The following is a 14902-nucleotide window of genomic DNA, read 5'->3' on the forward strand; positions in this document are numbered from 1 at the left end:
ATTTCGTAGGCCACGATTACATTCAACAATTGATGTGCTCCCCAAGGCAGGATTCCTGGTGCGCGTGATTCATGGCCAGCAATCCTGCGGGAGCCAATGCAGGGAGACGCTCAATGCATCAACGCACACTTCTAGGGGCAATCATGGTTTCCGCCATCCTGCCCCTCTGTACTGCAGTCCAGGCCGCAGCGGCCATTCCACCCTCGATTGCCACGCCCGACCGGGTCGAATCCAGTCTCGGCCCCCTCGAATACAAGGATGGCGCACCGAGCAAAGAGACGGTCACCAAGGCCTATGACTACCTGGACCTGATGCATGGCGTCGAAGCCTTCGTCAACGCCTACCAGGGCGCTTCGGTCGCCGCCATCTTCAAGGGCTTCCAGGAGGCCGGCATACCGAACAACACCGCCTTGATCTTCTCCGGGCTGATGGACGCCAAGTCGCTGTTCCTTACGGCCAACGCCGATACCGTGTATTTCTGGGTCAACCTGGACGTCAGCAAGGGCCCGATCGTGGTCGAGACGCCGCCGCTCTCGCTCGGCGTGGTCGACGACATGTGGTTCCAGTGGGTGACCGATTTCGGCCTGCCCGGCCCCGACCGTGGCGAGGGCGGCAAATACCTGTTCCTGCCGCCCGACTACAAGGGCGAGCTGCCGGAGGGCGGCTACTTTGTGAAGAAAATGAACACCACCCGCGCCACGCTGCTCGGGCGTTCGTTCCTGGAAAAAGACGATCCGAAACCGGTGGTCGCGCGCATCAAGAACACCCTCAAGGTCTATCCCTACCTGCCCGGCGGCTACGGCACCAGCATCGGGACTGCCTTGCAGGGCAATGCAACGCTGGCGCGCACACCGGAGCACCAGCTGGACTGGTCGTTCCTGCGACCCAAGGAGCCGGTGCAGTTCACCGAAGGCACGGGCAAGGTCATGAACACGGTGCCCCCGAGCGACTTCAGCTATTTCGAGCTGCTCAACGACGTGGTGCAGAAGGAACCGGCGACGGCGTTTTCCACGGAAATCATGGGTTCGCTGGCCGCCATCGGCATCGTCAAGGGCAAACCCTTTGCGCCCGATGAGCGCATGAAGAAGATCCTCACCGATGCGGCGCACATTGGGAACGCGGCGGCGCGCAGCCTGAACTTTCGCTTCCGGCCCTCGGACGGCGGCTACTACTACCCGGATTCGACTTCCTGGTTCAACCCGTTGTTCCTCGGCGGCTACAACTTCGAAACGCCACCGCCGCAGGTCAGCCCGGAAGGCGCCATCAGCGTCAATCCACCGACCGGGGCGCGCACCCTCAACGTGCGCACGACGATGTTCTTCGGCTACACCTTCATCACCCCGGCGATGATCATGCGCCTGACCGACATCGGCTCGCAGTACCTGGTCGGCGTGGCGGACGCCAAGGGCGAGTATTTCGATGGCAGCAAGACCTACAAGGTCACGCTGCCGCCGAAGATTCCGGCCGGGAAGTTCTGGTCCTTCACCGTGTATGACAACCAGACCCGCTCGATGCTCGACACGCCGCAACGCTACCCGCGCGCCGGCAGCCAGAACTATCCGACCCCGGCCGCAGTGCCGGGCAGCGATGGCTCGACTACCGTGTACTTCAGCCCGAACAAACCCGCAGGCGTGGAGGCGGGCAACTGGATTCAGACCGATCCGAACAAAGGCTGGTTCACCATCCTGCGGCTGTACAGCCCGCTCGAAGCCTTTTTCAGCAAGACATGGAAGCCCGGCGATATAACGCTGGTCCAGTAGCGAGTGCAACGACGCGCGGACTGCGCGCCGTGAACTCATGTGAGTTGAGTTGACCCACATCATCAACCAGCAAGGGAAGTGAATCGTGAGAACAGCACCCACTACCATGGCCTTGAGTCTTGCGCTGGCGGCGGTCATCGCCCCGCGCCTGAGTCTGGCGCAAGCGCCGGACATACAAGTACCAATTCCCACCAGCGTCAACCAGGTGTCTGGCCCGGTGGCCGGCAATGTGATGACCCAGTCCTATGTCGAGATGGTCGGTCGCATGGCGTATGTATGGGGTTACCCCATGGTCAACGCCTATAACCGCCGCAAGGCCTTCTCCGAGGCGCCGAAGCCTGGCTTGCTGGGCGGTATTATTCCGGTTGCGCCGGTCGGCCATAACGCGATGCTGACCAGCTATGTCGAGCCGCAGCAACGCTTCATCGCCTGTCCCAACCAAGACGTGGTCTATGGCGCAGGCTTCACTGCGCTTGATACCGAGCCGACGGTGATCCAGGTGCCGGATTTCGGCGACCGCTTCTACGTTTATGCCTTGTATGACGCGCGCACCAACGAAGTGGCGCGTATCGGCAAGCAGTACGGGACCAAGCCGGGTTTCTACCTGATTGCCGGGGACAACTGGAAGGGCACCGTGCCGCCGGGCATTACCGCCGTCGCCCGTTCCTCGACCGACTTGGTGTTCGTCATTCCCCGGGTGTTCAAAGATGACACGCCGGCCGACACCGCCGCCGTACAGCCGCTGATCAACCAGGTGGTGATGTACCCCTTGAGCCAGTTCGACGGCAAGATGAAAACCGTGGATTACGCCAAGCTCCCGCATTTCCCGGCTCCGGCGGGCAGCGGCGGCGAGACCAAATGGGTGAGGCCGGCGAGCTACTACGAGGATCTCGCGGACGTATTGAAACGAGTGCCGCCGCTACCGGGCGAAGAAGCCCTGTACGGCTGGATTCGTTCGGTGTGGGAGGCCGCGGCGAGCAATCCCGAGACCAAGCAACAGCTGGTTGACACCTTCGCCAAGGCCGATGCCGACCTGGTCGACCCCCTGTTCCACTTTCGCTACAACGGCCGGCCCATCGGTCGCGGCTGGACCGCACCGGCCAACGCGTCACAGTGGGGCACCGACTACCTCAACCGTACCGCCATCTCCAAGTCGAGCATGTACCAGAACACGCCCGAGGAGACCCAGTACCAATTCAAGGAAAACGACAGCCAGGGGCAACCGCTCGACGGCAATCATCAATACACGGTGACCTTTGCCAAAGGACAAACACCACCGGTCAAGGGCTTCTGGTCTTTGACGCTGTACAACGCCGAACACTTTTTCCACGCCAACCCCTTGCAGCGCTTCTCGCTGGGCACCAAGAATAAGACGCTCAAGGACAACCCCGACGGCTCCCTGACCCTCTACCTGGGCGCCAAGTCCCCGGGCGCGGACAAGGAAAGCAACTGGCTGCCAGCTCCTGCCGGGCCGTTCTCGTTGTTGCTGCGAAATTATTGGCCTGAGGCCGCGATCATTGATGGCAGCTGGACCCCGCCTGATGTGGTGAAAACCAACTGACCTTGACGCGGCTGGCAGCGTAGCCGTAGTTATTGACGTGCCTGCCCGGCAATCGGGCAGGCAAGTCGGGCCCCTTAACCTGCAAGTCTGAACACCTCCCATCCCCCATCAAGGGGGTCAATCCCCCGCGTTCCTCCTAATACCATCCACCTCGTCCTTGTCGCGACAGCCGCGCCTTGCGTGCGGCCCGCTGCCGCTATTTCCCGAGAGAAACAATAATGATTGGGTATGCCTTGCGAGTGGAACTCGAACCAACCGGCCTCGATGCCGACCTCAATGAGCTGGAAACGGCGATGCAGCAAAGTGCACGACGCTTTGCCTGCAACGTGATGCGACCGCTCGGCCAGCAGCTCGACCAGATGACCCCGGCTCAGGTGATCGCCGCTGACTCGCCGATATGGCAGGTGTTCGAGGAGTTCGCCGGGTTCGGCCTGAATATGGCCGATCTGCAGGCTTTGCCGGCGGCCGATCGCGCGCGCCTGATGAGCCTGGTGTTCGAGGAATTGGGGCACGGTGACGGTGGCCTGGCCGTGGTGCTGGGCGCCGCGATGATCCCGGGCATTGTCCTGGACCTGGTCGATCGGCAGGACCTGATGCAGCGCTACATTGACCGCCCGCTGGGCTGCTGGGGTATCACCGAACCGGACCATGGTAGCGACATGCTCGACAGCAGCGGCCACGTACGCCACCCCGGCGTGGGGCATGGCCGGTTGAATTGCAACGCGAAAATCCAGGGCGAGCGCATCGTCATCAACGGGCAGAAGTCCGCCTGGGTGTCCAATGGCCCGATTGCGCAAACCTGCATCCTGTTCTGCGGTTTCGACGATGGCTCTGGCCGGGACCAGCGCTGCGTGGTGCTGGTGTCACTCGACAGCGCCGGTGTCAGTCGCGGGGCGCCGCTGGACAAAATGGGCCAGCGTGCACTGCCGCAGGGTGAGTTGTATTTCGACAACGTCAGCCTGCCGCTCGACCATCTGGTGGCCGGGCCGGAAGATTACGTCAGGGTTGAGCAGGGCGTGCTCGCTGAGGCCAACGCATTGATGGGCGTGATCTGGACCGGCGTGGCCCGCGCCGCCTATGAGCATGCCTATGCCTACGTCCATCAACGCAAGCAGGGCGGTGTGCCGATCATCTTCCACCAGAACGTGCGTTATCGCTTGTTCCATATGTTCACCCGCATCGAGGCCTCCCGGGCCCTAGCGCGCCGTGCGGTGCTGTTCAACCAGTTGGCGCCCCGACCGGCGCTGCAAGGTTCCATCGCCGCGAAGATCACCGCGACGCAGACCGCCTTTGACGTGGCCTCGCAAGCGATCCAGCTGTTCGGCGGCAACGGTGTCACTCGTGAGTACCCGGTCGAAAAGCTGCTGCGTGATGCCCGCGCCTCGATGATCGAGGACGGTTGCAACGAAATGCTCGCCATCAAGGGCGGCACCCTGATTTCACGGATCTGAGAACCTCGACATGAAGATGAATGCATACGTTGCCGGTGTGGGCATGGTGCCGTTCGGCAAACACCTGGACAAGACGCTCAAAGGTCTGGCCGGACAGGCGATCCAGTTGGCCTTGAACGATGCCGGGCTGGACAGGACGCAGCTGCAGGCGGCGTGGATGGGCAATGCCGCCGCCGGCGTGGTGACCGGCCAGGAAATGATCCGTGGCGAAGTGGTCTTGCGGGGCATGGGCATCGGCAAGATCCCGGTGGTCAACGTGGAAAACGCCTGCGCCTCATCGTCCACGGCCTTTCAGCAAGCCTGCGCCATGGTCAGTGCCGGCTATTACGACATCGTCCTGGTGTGCGGCTACGAGAAGCTGTTTCACGAAGACAAGGCCCGCAGCCTCGGGGCTTTTTCCAGCGCCATCGACGTCGAAGACCCCGAAGGTGCGATGAACGTGGTGAAGAAACTCGCCGAAGCCGCAGGCGAGCCGTTCGACGTGGCCGGGGCGGGCAGCAGCCGTTCGGTATTCATGGACATCTACGCGTTGATGGCCAAGAAGCACATGAAGCAGTACGGCTCCGCTGTCGAGCATTTCGCCATGATCGCGGCAAAGAATTCCTTCCATGGCAGCCTCAATGAACGCGCGCAGTTTCGTGACGTGCTGACCGTCGAGCAGGTGCTCGGCGCCCGCTCGATCGTCGATCCCTTGACCTTGCCCATGTGCTCGCCGATTGGCGATGGCGCGGCGGCCGTGGTGGTGGTCAGCGAGCGCAAGGCACGTCAACTCGGCCTGCGTAATCCGGTACGGGTGGCGGCTTCGGCGCTGGTGTCGGGCTGGGACTTCGAGCAGGCCGGCGAAAGCGTCGGCGCCCTGGCGGCACAGCAGGTGTACGCCGCTTCCGGAATCGGCCCGCAGGACCTGTCTTGTGTCGAACTGCATGACGCATCGGCACCGTCGGAGCTCATGGCGTACGAATACCTAGGCCTGTGCGCTCCCGGTGGCGGTGCGCGATTGCTCGAATCCGGGGCGACGCATCTTGGGGGACGCCTGCCGGTGAACGCTTCCGGGGGCCTGTTGCGCAAAGGCCATCCGATCGGCGCCAGCGGTTGCGCGCAGATCGTTGAATTGACCGAGCAGTTGCAAGGCCGCGCCGGCGCGCGACAGGTCGATAACGCGCGTATCGGCCTGGCCCATAACGGCGGCGGGGCCATCGGCCTGGATGCCGCCGCCACGGTTGTCACTCTATTGGTGCGGGAGAATTTTCGATGAGTCATTACAGCGATCTTAATCTGGCCGGACTGCTAGGCAACCGGGTCCTGAGCAACTCGCAGCGCTGCGTGTTGACGGTGGAGAACGGCCCGGCAAGCCCGGCGCAGACCCGAACTTATGCGCAGCTGTGGCGCAATGGCCACCGCCTGGCTTGGGGCTTGAGCCGATTGGGACTGCGGCCCGGTGACTGCTTCGCCTTGCTGATGGCCAACCACGCGGAATTTGTCGATGCGATGGTGGCAGCGGCAATCACCGGCACCGTCTTCGTGCCGATCGACCCGCGAGCCAAGGGCGAGAAACTGGCGTTCTTCCTCAACAATGCGCGTTGCAAGGGGGTGATCGCTGCCGACTATGCGCTGGGCAATCTGCTGGCAGTACGCGAGCAGCTCGACGATCGCCCCTGGGTGCTGGTCTTGCCCAGTGACGAGGCCAGCGGAGAATCGCAGGGCAGCGCCGATGTGACGCTGTATGCCGATGTCCTAGAGACAGGTCTTGACGATTACCCGTTGGCGGATCTGGCCGACGATGCGCCGATGCAATTGATCTTCACCTCGGGCACCACGGGCGATCCGAAAGGCATCGTCATGACCCACCGGCGCTATTGCGAGTCGGCGCTGATCACCGACCGCGCCTTTGGCTACCACGCCGACGACCGTCCGTACTCGGGACTGTCGCTGACCCACGCCAACGCCCAACTGGTCACCCTCGGTGCGTCGCTGGCATTGGGCATGCGCTGTGTGCTGTCGCGCAAGTTCACCAAATCTCGCCTGTGGGACATCACCCGCCAGTACGGCTGCACCAGCTTCACCCTGCTGGGCGGCATGACCACCGCGCTGTATGCCGAGGCGGCCCGCCCTGACGACGCCGACAATCCGGTGCGTTTCGTGATTTCCGCCGGCATGCCCAAGGCGATCTGGAATGACTTCGAGCAACGCTTTGGCGTCCAGGTCCTGGAGTTCTACGGCGCTGCCGAGGGCGGGCTGAGCATCAAGCCGATCGGTGCAGGCCCCGTCGGCAGTATCGGCAAACCGGCGCCGAATCTGCGCCACCGCATTGTCGACGAGGCCGGCCATGACTGCGCGCCGGGCCAGCCGGGTGAGTTGCTGTTCCAGCCGGTCGATGGCAGTCCCTACAAGGTTGAATACTTCAACAACCCCGAGGCCTCGGCGAAGAAATGCGCTGCCGGCTGGTTGCACATGGGCGATGTGGTGACACAGGACGCCGAGGGTTGGTTGTTCTTCCAGTACCGCAAAGGCAGTGGCATTCGCCGCAACGGTGAGTTCATAAGCAGCGCCTTCATCGAAAAAGCCATCGCCGAGTGCCCGGAGGTCGATGACGTGTATGTCTATGGCATCCCGGCCAGCAGCGGTGTCCCCGGCGAAAAAGACGTGGTCGCGGCGGTGGTGCCCAAAGACCTGGTGGGGTTCGACCCACAGCGAATCTTCCGGGTCTGCCGCGAAAAGCTCGAGTCGAACGTCGTGCCGGGCTACCTGCAGGTGTTGGCGCAGATCCCCAAGACCGCCTCGGAAAAACCCCAGGATCGCTTCCTGCTCGAAGCCCTTGAGCGGGATCGGGCGAACGTGCATCTCGAAGTCCGCTGACAGTCAATTCAAACAAAAAGAGGAAAATTCACATGTCCCAAGCACGCAAAGTATTGGTCTATGGCGCCAGCGGTTACACCGGCAAACTGGTATCTGAATCCCTGGCCCAGCGCGGCATTCCGTTCTACATGGCAGGGCGCACCCGGAGCCGCCTCGAAGCGGCACTGCAAATAGTCGAAGAGCGTCATGGCCAGCCGGTCGACGCGCAAATCGTCGTCGCCAACAACGATCTGGAATCCTTGCTGCCGTTGTTCGCCGAGGTGGACGTGGTGATCAACGTGGCCGGTCCGTTCATGCAGATCGCCTGGCCGGTGGTCGAGGCTTGCCTGGAAGCGGGCTGCCATTACATGGATACCACTGGCGAGCAGGACTGGACCGCCGCCATCGGCGAGAAGTTCGGTGCGGCCTTTGCCGCCAAGGGCCTGTTGCTGTGCCCGGCCAACTCCTTCATGTGGGCCGCCGGTTCCCTAGCCGCCGAAGTGGTGTTGGAGAACCCGCAGATCGACAGCCTGGACATCTGCTACCAGATCGACAACGGCCTACCATCGGAAGCCTCGACCAAGTCGTTCCTGCGCATGGTCTGCAACGACGTATCCCAGTACTACTTGGAGCAGGGCGAGTACAAATCCTGGCCCAATGACGTGGCCTATCAGGTGTCCGTGCCTTATCGCAATGCGCTGCTCAGTGCTCACCCCTGGGGTGGCGCTTGCGAGCCGGTGTGGTTCAAGAACGATCCGCGCGTGCGCAACTGCAAGGTGCTCACGGCAGTCGGCGAACACATGATCGGCCCGGTCATCCAGGCGATCAAAGCCTTCAACACAGTCGCGCCAGGTCTGACCCAGCAGCAGCGTGAAGAGTGGACCAACCACATGGGCGACCAGATGGACACGGGCGAGCCGCCGAAGGATTCGCTGGACGTGCAACGCGGTGTGATCGTGGTGCACGGGCAGGGTCGGCAGATCACCACGTCCTACGTGATGAACCTGTCCGCGGCCTACACCTGGACCGGCGATCTCTGTGCCGAAGGTGCCCTGCGCCTGCTTGATAACCGACAGAAAAATGTCGGCTTCCAGTCGCCTGCCAAAGCTTTCGGTCATCGCGAGCTGATCCAGTTCTTCCACGAGCGCGGCTATTGCAGCGCATTGCCGGCCTGAGTAGCCAGCCGATGCCAGTCCCGAACAGCGAATGCCTGTCGGGCCTGGTGACGGCGAACGGTTCATCGCAAGCGGAGAAAGATATGCCCCCAGTCGTCCTGGATACACCGGCCGATACGGTTCACGCCCCGCGCGCGGCAGCACGAGAGGTGCTGCTTCACGCCCGCTGGCTGTTCGGCATCGCAGCCGCCTTCAATGTTGCCGTGGCCTCGGGCCTGTTGTTTTGCCAATCCTGGCTGGCACCCCTGTTGGGGCTGACGCCGGCCTACGGCAGCAAAGCCTTGTTCCTCGACCTGACGGCGATGCTGATTGCGGTGTTCGGCTACGCCTACGCGCGAGTCGCCGGCGATCCGCAGCGTTTTCGCCCTTACATTGCCTTGGGCGTGCTGGGCAAGACGCTGGTGGTCGTGCTGGTGTTCGGTCATTGGCTGCTTGGAGACATTGGCTGGCAACTGCCTCTGCTGGCCAGCGCCGATGCACTGTTCAGCCTGCTGTTCCTGGCTTTCCTGCGTCGTTTACCGGCGTGAGCAAACACGAGAGAAAAATCACAATGAATACTGTATTTGAACGATTCGCCCTGGCTGGCAAGGTCGCTTTGGTCACTGGCGCGGCGCAAGGCCTGGGTGCCGAAACCGCACACACCCTGGCCATGGCGGGCGCCAAAGTGATGGTCAGCGACCTGCAGCTCGAGCAGGCGCAAGCCACTGCCGAACGAATCCGTGCGGCGGGGGGCGAAGCCCTGGCCATGCGGCATGACGTGACCGATGAGGCCCAATGGCAGCAGGTGGTCGCAGCAACGGTCGAGGCCTTCGGCGGGCTCGACGTCCTGGTCAACAACGCGGGCATCGAGAAGATGGCGCTGTTTACCGAGGCCAGCGTCGAGGACTTCCGCCTGATGCACGAGATCAACGTCACCGGCGTGTTCCTCGGCATCAAACACGCCGCCCGGGTCATGCGTCCCGGTGCCGCGGCGGGCAAGGGCGGTTCGATCATCAACCTGTCATCGGTAGCCGGGCTGGTAGGCATGCCGGCACTCGGCGGTTATTGCTCCTCCAAAGGTGCGGTCCGCCTGATGAGCAAGGCAGCGGCCGTGGAGTTTGCTCGCCTGGGCTATGGCGTTCGTGTCAATTCGATCCACCCGGCGATCATCAAGACCGACATGGGCGTCAATGTGGTCCGCGGCTTTGTCGCCATCGGCCTGGCGCCCGACGAAGCCAGCGCCGATGCCTACGCCGAGTCCCTGCATCCGCTCGGCTACGGCCAGCCGCAGGATGTTTCCAGCGCCGTGCTGTTCCTCGCGTCCGAGGCGTCGCGCTGGAGCACCGGCAGCGAAATCGTCATCGACGGCGGCGCTTGCGCCTGCTGACTGTCTGAAGAAAGGAGAAACTCATGAGTCGTCTGCACAACAAGGTTTGCCTGGTGACTGGCGCTGCGAGCGGCATCGGACTGGCGATTGCCGAAGCCTTCCTGCGTGAAGGCGCAAAGGTATTGTTGACCGATATCGATGTGGCAAATGGCGAACGCGCTGCCGCCCGCTTGCAGGAAGAAGGCCTGGCGGCAGACTTCCATGTTCATGACGCCAGTTCGCAGGAGCAATGGCAGCAGGTCATGGACGCCGTCCAGCAACGTTGGGGCCGCCTCGACGTATTGGTCAACAACGCGGGCATAGCCATCATCGCCGACGTGGAAACCTTGACCCTGGCGCAGTGGCGCAAGACCAACGCGGTCAATCTTGACGGTGTATTCCTTGGTACCCAACAGGCCATCGCGGCCATGAAGGGGCAGGGCAGCGGGGCGATCATCAACATCGCATCCATCGAAGGCATCATCGGCGAGCCGATGGTGCCGTCCTACAACGCCAGCAAGGGCGGTGTGCGCATCTTCACGCGCGCTGCCGCCGCTCATTGCGCACGTCTGGGCTACGGCATCCGCATTAATAACCTGTGCCCGGGCTTCATCTCGACGGCGATGTTCACTGGCGGCCTGGGCACCATCAGCGTCGAACAGGCGCAACAGTTCCAGGGTTTCCTGCAGCAGCGCATCCCCATGGGCCGCGTGGGCGCGCCGGAGGAAATCGCTAAGGCTGCGCTGTTCCTGGCATCGGACGATTCCAGCTATGTGACCGGTACGGATCTGGTGGTCGACGGAGGTTATCTGGCGCAGTGACCGCGAGTTGCTGTGCTGTGTTTTTGGGGCGGAACCCGAGTGATCCTCGGGGTTCGCCCTTTTTTTCCTGCCAGGTTCCCCCCAGGTGGGGGATCAATTCGCGCCGAGGGAGTTTGCATAGTCCTCCTGCCTGTCGACTGCTCTTCGGGCCACCCGATCACAACAATCGAGGACCTGCGCATGCGCTATCCGCTTCATTCCTGGCCACGGACCCGTCGATCTACCACGGTGACCGGGCGCCAGCCATCCGCCGTGTCAACTGAACGTGGGGAACTCAATCATGGCTTCTGAATGGCTGGGCAAGGTTGCGCGTGTTCTTGAATTGATCCTGCCTTCGCTACTGATCGCCGGCGCCATCGCCTTCGCCTCGTACCCGCCTGCCTGGTACGCCGTACAGGACCAACTGAACAGCCAGTCAACCACCTGCGTCTGGCTTTGCTGGTTCTGGCCATCCTGACATGAACACCCTTCGCGGAAAGGGAAGGCCCCTTCAATACAAGGAAAACACGCTAATGTTCTCGCTCCAATTTTCACCGATTGCCGCCGCTTTAGGCTTGGCCTTGTCGATTAACCTGGGGGCCGTGGCCGAGGAAAAGACGCCGGGCAATGCCGCCGAGTCGACTCAGGTTTATCAGAAGGCCCAGGAGGATTACGCCTACCTCATCGGCAAACAGGCTTACATCTGGGGCTGGCCGGCGATCAATCTGCATAACCGCCGCGCCGCCATGCAGCCGGTGCCACGTCCAGGGCTGGTCGGCGGCATCATTCCGGTGGCCCCGGTCAATCAGTTGAGCATGCTGACCGACTACCTCGATGCCGGGCAGCGCTTTGTGCTGACCCCCAACCAGGACGTGATTTACGGTCAGATGTTCACCGACCTCGGCAAGGGCCCGGTGGTGTTCCAGGTTCCTGATTTCGGCGCACGCTATTGGGTGTTGCATTGCATGGACGCCTACACCGAGGTATTCGCGGCCCCTGGCTCGCGGATCAAGTCCAAGCCTGGTTTCTATATGATCGTCGGGCCGGACTGGCAGGGTGAAAAACCGGCCGGTGTGGTCGAGGTGCTGCGCTCACCGACCAACCTGGCTTGGGTGGTACCGCGCATTTTCATGGACGACAACAGTCAGGACCGCGAAACCGTGCGCTCGCTGGTCAACCAGGTCAACGCCTATCCGCTCAGTCAGTTCGACGGAACACCCAAAAACGTCGATTGGCACGAACTGCCGAAATTTCCGGCACCGGCACAAAGCAAGGGAGAAGTGCGCTGGGTCAAGAACGAAACATTCTGGGCCGACCTGGCGACAGTTCTTTCGGAGAACCAGCCACGCCCGGAGGAGGTGGCATTGATTGACGCCTTCAAGCGCACACTCGAGCTGGCCAAGACCAGCCCGGCCACCCAGCGAGGCCTGGACCGGGCACTGGCGCATGGCGCGATGCTGCTCAACGCCGGGTTTTCATTCAGCATCCACCCCGACAAATTCGGCAATCAGTGGGCGGCCGACCTGACTGCCGGGGCAGCGGGCAGCGACTACTTGCGCCGTGCCTGGGTAGCCAAGGCGTACATCGCCACCAACAAGCCGGACGACGCGCTGTATCTGGGTACCGACTTCGATGGCAGCGGCGAACGGCTGCAGGGCTCTCAGCCGTACAGCCTGACGTTTGCGGCCGATCAACTGCCGCCGGCCGAGGCGTTCTGGTCAATATCGGCGTACGACGGTGAGCACTTCTTCGAAACTAACCGGATCAATCGCTTTTCAATCGGCACCAAGAACCGGGACCTGAAGAAGAACGCCGATGGTTCACTGACGATTTACCTGCAGCACACTTCGCCAGGGGCTAACAAGGAAAGCAATTGGCTGCCTGTACCCAAAGGCGACTTCAGCTTGCTCTTGCGCCTCTACAGTCCGGGGCACAGCGTGGTCAAGGGCGAGTACATGATGCCGCCGGTGAGCAAGACCAAGTAACGCTCCCGGCGATTGCAATGGGGTAGGTTGCGGAAATGGCCGAAAAGATGCGGAAACGATCCGTGCAGAGGCAGCAGTGAAAGCCAAACCCCGGAAACGACAAAGCCCTGAATAATCAGGGCTTTGTCGGTACAAATATGGCGGAGGCGATGGGATTCGAACTCATGGACCTGTTACAGTCGACGGTTTTCAAGACCGTTGCCTTAAACCACTCGGCCACACCTCCGTTTGCGTTGCGGGCGCCATAATACCTGAATGAAACACACTGTCAAACTCTCTGCATAGCTTGTTACAGAGCGTCTGTTATGATCTTTGCGACTGAACGTTTCAAACCAACAGGAGTGTCGCCATGCGCGAACAGGATTACGCAGTTAATAACAGCGTGCAGGCTGAGCAGCTAGAGGTTAGCCGCGTCCTGCGCAACACATACGGCTTGCTCGCCCTGACCCTGGCATTCAGCGGTGTGACAGCCTACGTTGCCCAGCAGATGCATGTTGGCTACCCGAACATTTTCGTGGTGCTGATCGGCTTCTACGGTCTTTTCTTCCTCACCAACAAACTCCGTGATTCGGCCTGGGGCCTGGTGTCGGCATTTGCCCTGACCGGTTTCATGGGTTTCCTGCTGGGCCCGATCCTCAACCGTTACCTGGGAATGCAGGGCGGCGCTGAAGTGGTCAGCTCGGCGTTCGCGATGACGGCGCTGGTGTTCGGCGGCCTGTCGGCCTATGTGCTGATCACCCGCAAGGACATGAGCTTCCTCGGCGGTTTCATCACGGCAGGCTTCTTCGTGCTGCTGGGTGCGACGCTGGCGAGCCTGTTCTTCCAGATCAGCGGCCTGCAACTGGCGATCAGCGCAGGTTTCGTGCTGTTCTCCTCGGTCTGCATTCTGTTCCAGACCAGCGCCATCATTCATGGCGGCGAGCGTAACTACATCATGGCCACCATCAGCCTGTATGTATCGATCTACAACCTGTTCGTCAGCCTGTTGCAGCTGTTCGGCATCATGGGCCGCGATGACTGATCAGTCGGCACTGAGTAAAAAACCCGCCCAGGCGGGTTTTTTATTACCAGAAATTCAGTATTACTCTGCAATGACAATGCTGCCATCGGCTTGCTGGCGGTAGATGGTGTAGGGCAGCAGCAGTGTGTCCATCGCCCCGGACACGACCACGTCGAGCAGTACTATAGCGGGGGCGGGATCATGTACCTGCGCATCCCGACCGTCTTCGAGGGCCGCGTTCAGGTAGCAGAAGTCGTAGGTCACGCCGCTGTAGATTCGTGGCACCGCGCCGCAATAACTCTTGTGGTCCTTGAGGCTTTTTGCGGCCGCTTCGTCACTGCGCACAACCGTCTGAATCGTGCCGCAACCCGCTAGCACCATTGCCACCAATAGCATTGCCTGAGTTTTCATGCCGTCAATCCTTCGCCGGAAAGCATCAATCTATTTCAGTCTGAAACAAATATCACTCACGCCATGGGCGGCAAACGGCGCTTGACCGGGGTTTTCTTGACGATTGCCGTATTGGTTTCAGCGTGGGTATTGAGACGGTCGAGCAGGGTGTCCAGTTGTTCCATCGAGCGCACATGCAGGCGCGCAATGAAACAGTCGTCGCCGGTGACTTTGTCGCACTCGGTGAATTCGGGAATGGCCATGATTTGCCGTTCCACTTCCTGCAATTGCCCCGGTAACGGGCGAATACGCACGATGGCCTGGAGTTGATAGCCAAAGCATTTCGGGTCGATTTCAACGGTGTAGCCCTTGAGCACGCCGCGCTCTTCCAGGCGGCGCAGACGCTCGGCGACGCTGGGGGAGGACAGGCCGCTGATTTGCGCCAAGGCCTTGAGCGAGCGTCGCGAGTCTTCCATCAGTGCCGTGATCAGCACCTGGTCGATGTCATCGGTCATGGCAAAATCCTCTGTTAGGCATTTTTTCAAAATGGCCTTTATAAAAAAGGCAGATTACGAGTTTAGCCTGCTTTTTGCTCTGGAG

Annotated in this window: 14 protein-coding genes and 1 tRNA gene; 12 read left to right on the forward strand and 3 right to left on the reverse strand. The window is 61.5% G+C overall.

What is annotated here, in order from left to right; translation table 11 throughout:
* The first annotated feature begins 113 nt into the window (after positions 1 to 113).
* The 11 genes from ACMDB8_RS11640 to ACMDB8_RS11690 all read left to right on the forward strand — a co-directional run bounded on the left by ACMDB8_RS11640 (position 114) and on the right by ACMDB8_RS11690 (position 12912).
* On the forward strand, positions 114 to 1760 hold the full coding sequence (locus tag ACMDB8_RS11640) for a DUF1254 domain-containing protein (protein WP_409078998.1): 1647 nt from the start codon (positions 114 to 116) through the stop codon (positions 1758 to 1760).
* A gap of 106 nt (positions 1761 to 1866) precedes the next feature.
* Positions 1867 to 3321, forward strand: coding sequence for a DUF1254 domain-containing protein (locus tag ACMDB8_RS11645; protein WP_409079010.1), 1455 nt, complete (start codon positions 1867 to 1869; stop codon positions 3319 to 3321).
* Positions 3322 to 3539: 218 nt separating this feature from the next.
* The gene (locus tag ACMDB8_RS11650; RefSeq protein WP_409078997.1) at positions 3540 to 4772 is read left to right on the forward strand and encodes an acyl-CoA dehydrogenase family protein; all 1233 of its coding nucleotides are present in this window, start codon (positions 3540 to 3542) and stop codon (positions 4770 to 4772) included.
* Positions 4773 to 4782: 10 nt separating this feature from the next.
* Entirely contained in the window at positions 4783 to 6027 is a 1245-nt protein-coding gene (locus ACMDB8_RS11655) for a thiolase family protein (RefSeq protein WP_409078996.1), read from the forward strand.
* Positions 6024 to 7628 (forward strand): AMP-binding protein, encoded by a 1605-nt coding sequence (locus ACMDB8_RS11660; protein ID WP_409078995.1) that lies wholly within the window; start codon positions 6024 to 6026, stop codon positions 7626 to 7628. Before ACMDB8_RS11655 ends, ACMDB8_RS11660 begins: the two co-directional genes overlap by 4 nt.
* Positions 7629 to 7660: 32 nt before the next feature.
* Positions 7661 to 8782, forward strand: a complete 1122-nt coding sequence (locus ACMDB8_RS11665; protein ID WP_409078994.1) for a saccharopine dehydrogenase family protein — start codon at positions 7661 to 7663, stop codon at positions 8780 to 8782.
* An 83-nt stretch (positions 8783 to 8865) separates the two neighbouring features.
* Positions 8866 to 9309, forward strand: a complete 444-nt coding sequence (locus tag ACMDB8_RS11670) for a hypothetical protein (RefSeq protein WP_409078993.1) — start codon at positions 8866 to 8868, stop codon at positions 9307 to 9309.
* 23 nt (positions 9310 to 9332) lie between these two features.
* A complete protein-coding gene (locus ACMDB8_RS11675) occupies positions 9333 to 10148 on the forward strand; it encodes an SDR family NAD(P)-dependent oxidoreductase (protein WP_409078992.1) in 816 nt (271 codons plus the stop codon).
* A gap of 23 nt (positions 10149 to 10171) precedes the next feature.
* Positions 10172 to 10948: a glucose 1-dehydrogenase gene (locus ACMDB8_RS11680; RefSeq protein ID WP_409078991.1), complete on the forward strand. Its 777-nt coding sequence runs from the start codon at positions 10172 to 10174 to the stop codon at positions 10946 to 10948.
* Positions 10949 to 11228: 280 nt separating this feature from the next.
* Positions 11229 to 11405: a hypothetical protein gene (locus ACMDB8_RS11685; RefSeq protein ID WP_409078990.1), complete on the forward strand. Its 177-nt coding sequence runs from the start codon at positions 11229 to 11231 to the stop codon at positions 11403 to 11405.
* A gap of 55 nt (positions 11406 to 11460) precedes the next feature.
* Positions 11461 to 12912, forward strand: a complete 1452-nt coding sequence (locus tag ACMDB8_RS11690; protein WP_409078989.1) for a DUF1254 domain-containing protein — start codon at positions 11461 to 11463, stop codon at positions 12910 to 12912.
* A 138-nt stretch (positions 12913 to 13050) separates the two neighbouring features.
* Here the strand turns inward: ACMDB8_RS11690 and ACMDB8_RS11695 are convergent.
* Positions 13051 to 13138: transfer RNA gene (locus ACMDB8_RS11695), tRNA-Ser, on the reverse strand.
* A 123-nt stretch (positions 13139 to 13261) separates the two neighbouring features.
* Here ACMDB8_RS11695 and ACMDB8_RS11700 point away from each other — a divergent pair.
* Positions 13262 to 13933 carry a Bax inhibitor-1/YccA family protein gene (locus ACMDB8_RS11700; RefSeq protein WP_056724337.1) on the forward strand — a complete coding sequence of 224 codons (672 nt, stop codon included), beginning with the start codon at positions 13262 to 13264 and terminating at the stop codon, positions 13931 to 13933.
* Between the two features lie 60 nt (positions 13934 to 13993).
* Here ACMDB8_RS11700 and ACMDB8_RS11705 read toward each other — a convergent pair whose 3' ends face one another.
* Positions 13994 to 14323: a YceK/YidQ family lipoprotein gene (locus ACMDB8_RS11705; RefSeq protein ID WP_409078988.1), complete on the reverse strand. Its 330-nt coding sequence runs from the start codon at positions 14321 to 14323 to the stop codon at positions 13994 to 13996.
* Positions 14324 to 14379: 56 nt separating this feature from the next.
* Positions 14380 to 14817 carry an Lrp/AsnC family transcriptional regulator gene (locus tag ACMDB8_RS11710; protein ID WP_007987480.1) on the reverse strand — a complete coding sequence of 146 codons (438 nt, stop codon included), beginning with the start codon at positions 14815 to 14817 and terminating at the stop codon, positions 14380 to 14382.
* Between the last annotated feature and the right edge of the window lie 85 nt (positions 14818 to 14902).

The organism is Pseudomonas monachiensis (assembly GCF_047345015.1).
Lineage (GTDB): Bacteria > Pseudomonadota > Gammaproteobacteria > Pseudomonadales > Pseudomonadaceae > Aquipseudomonas > Aquipseudomonas monachiensis.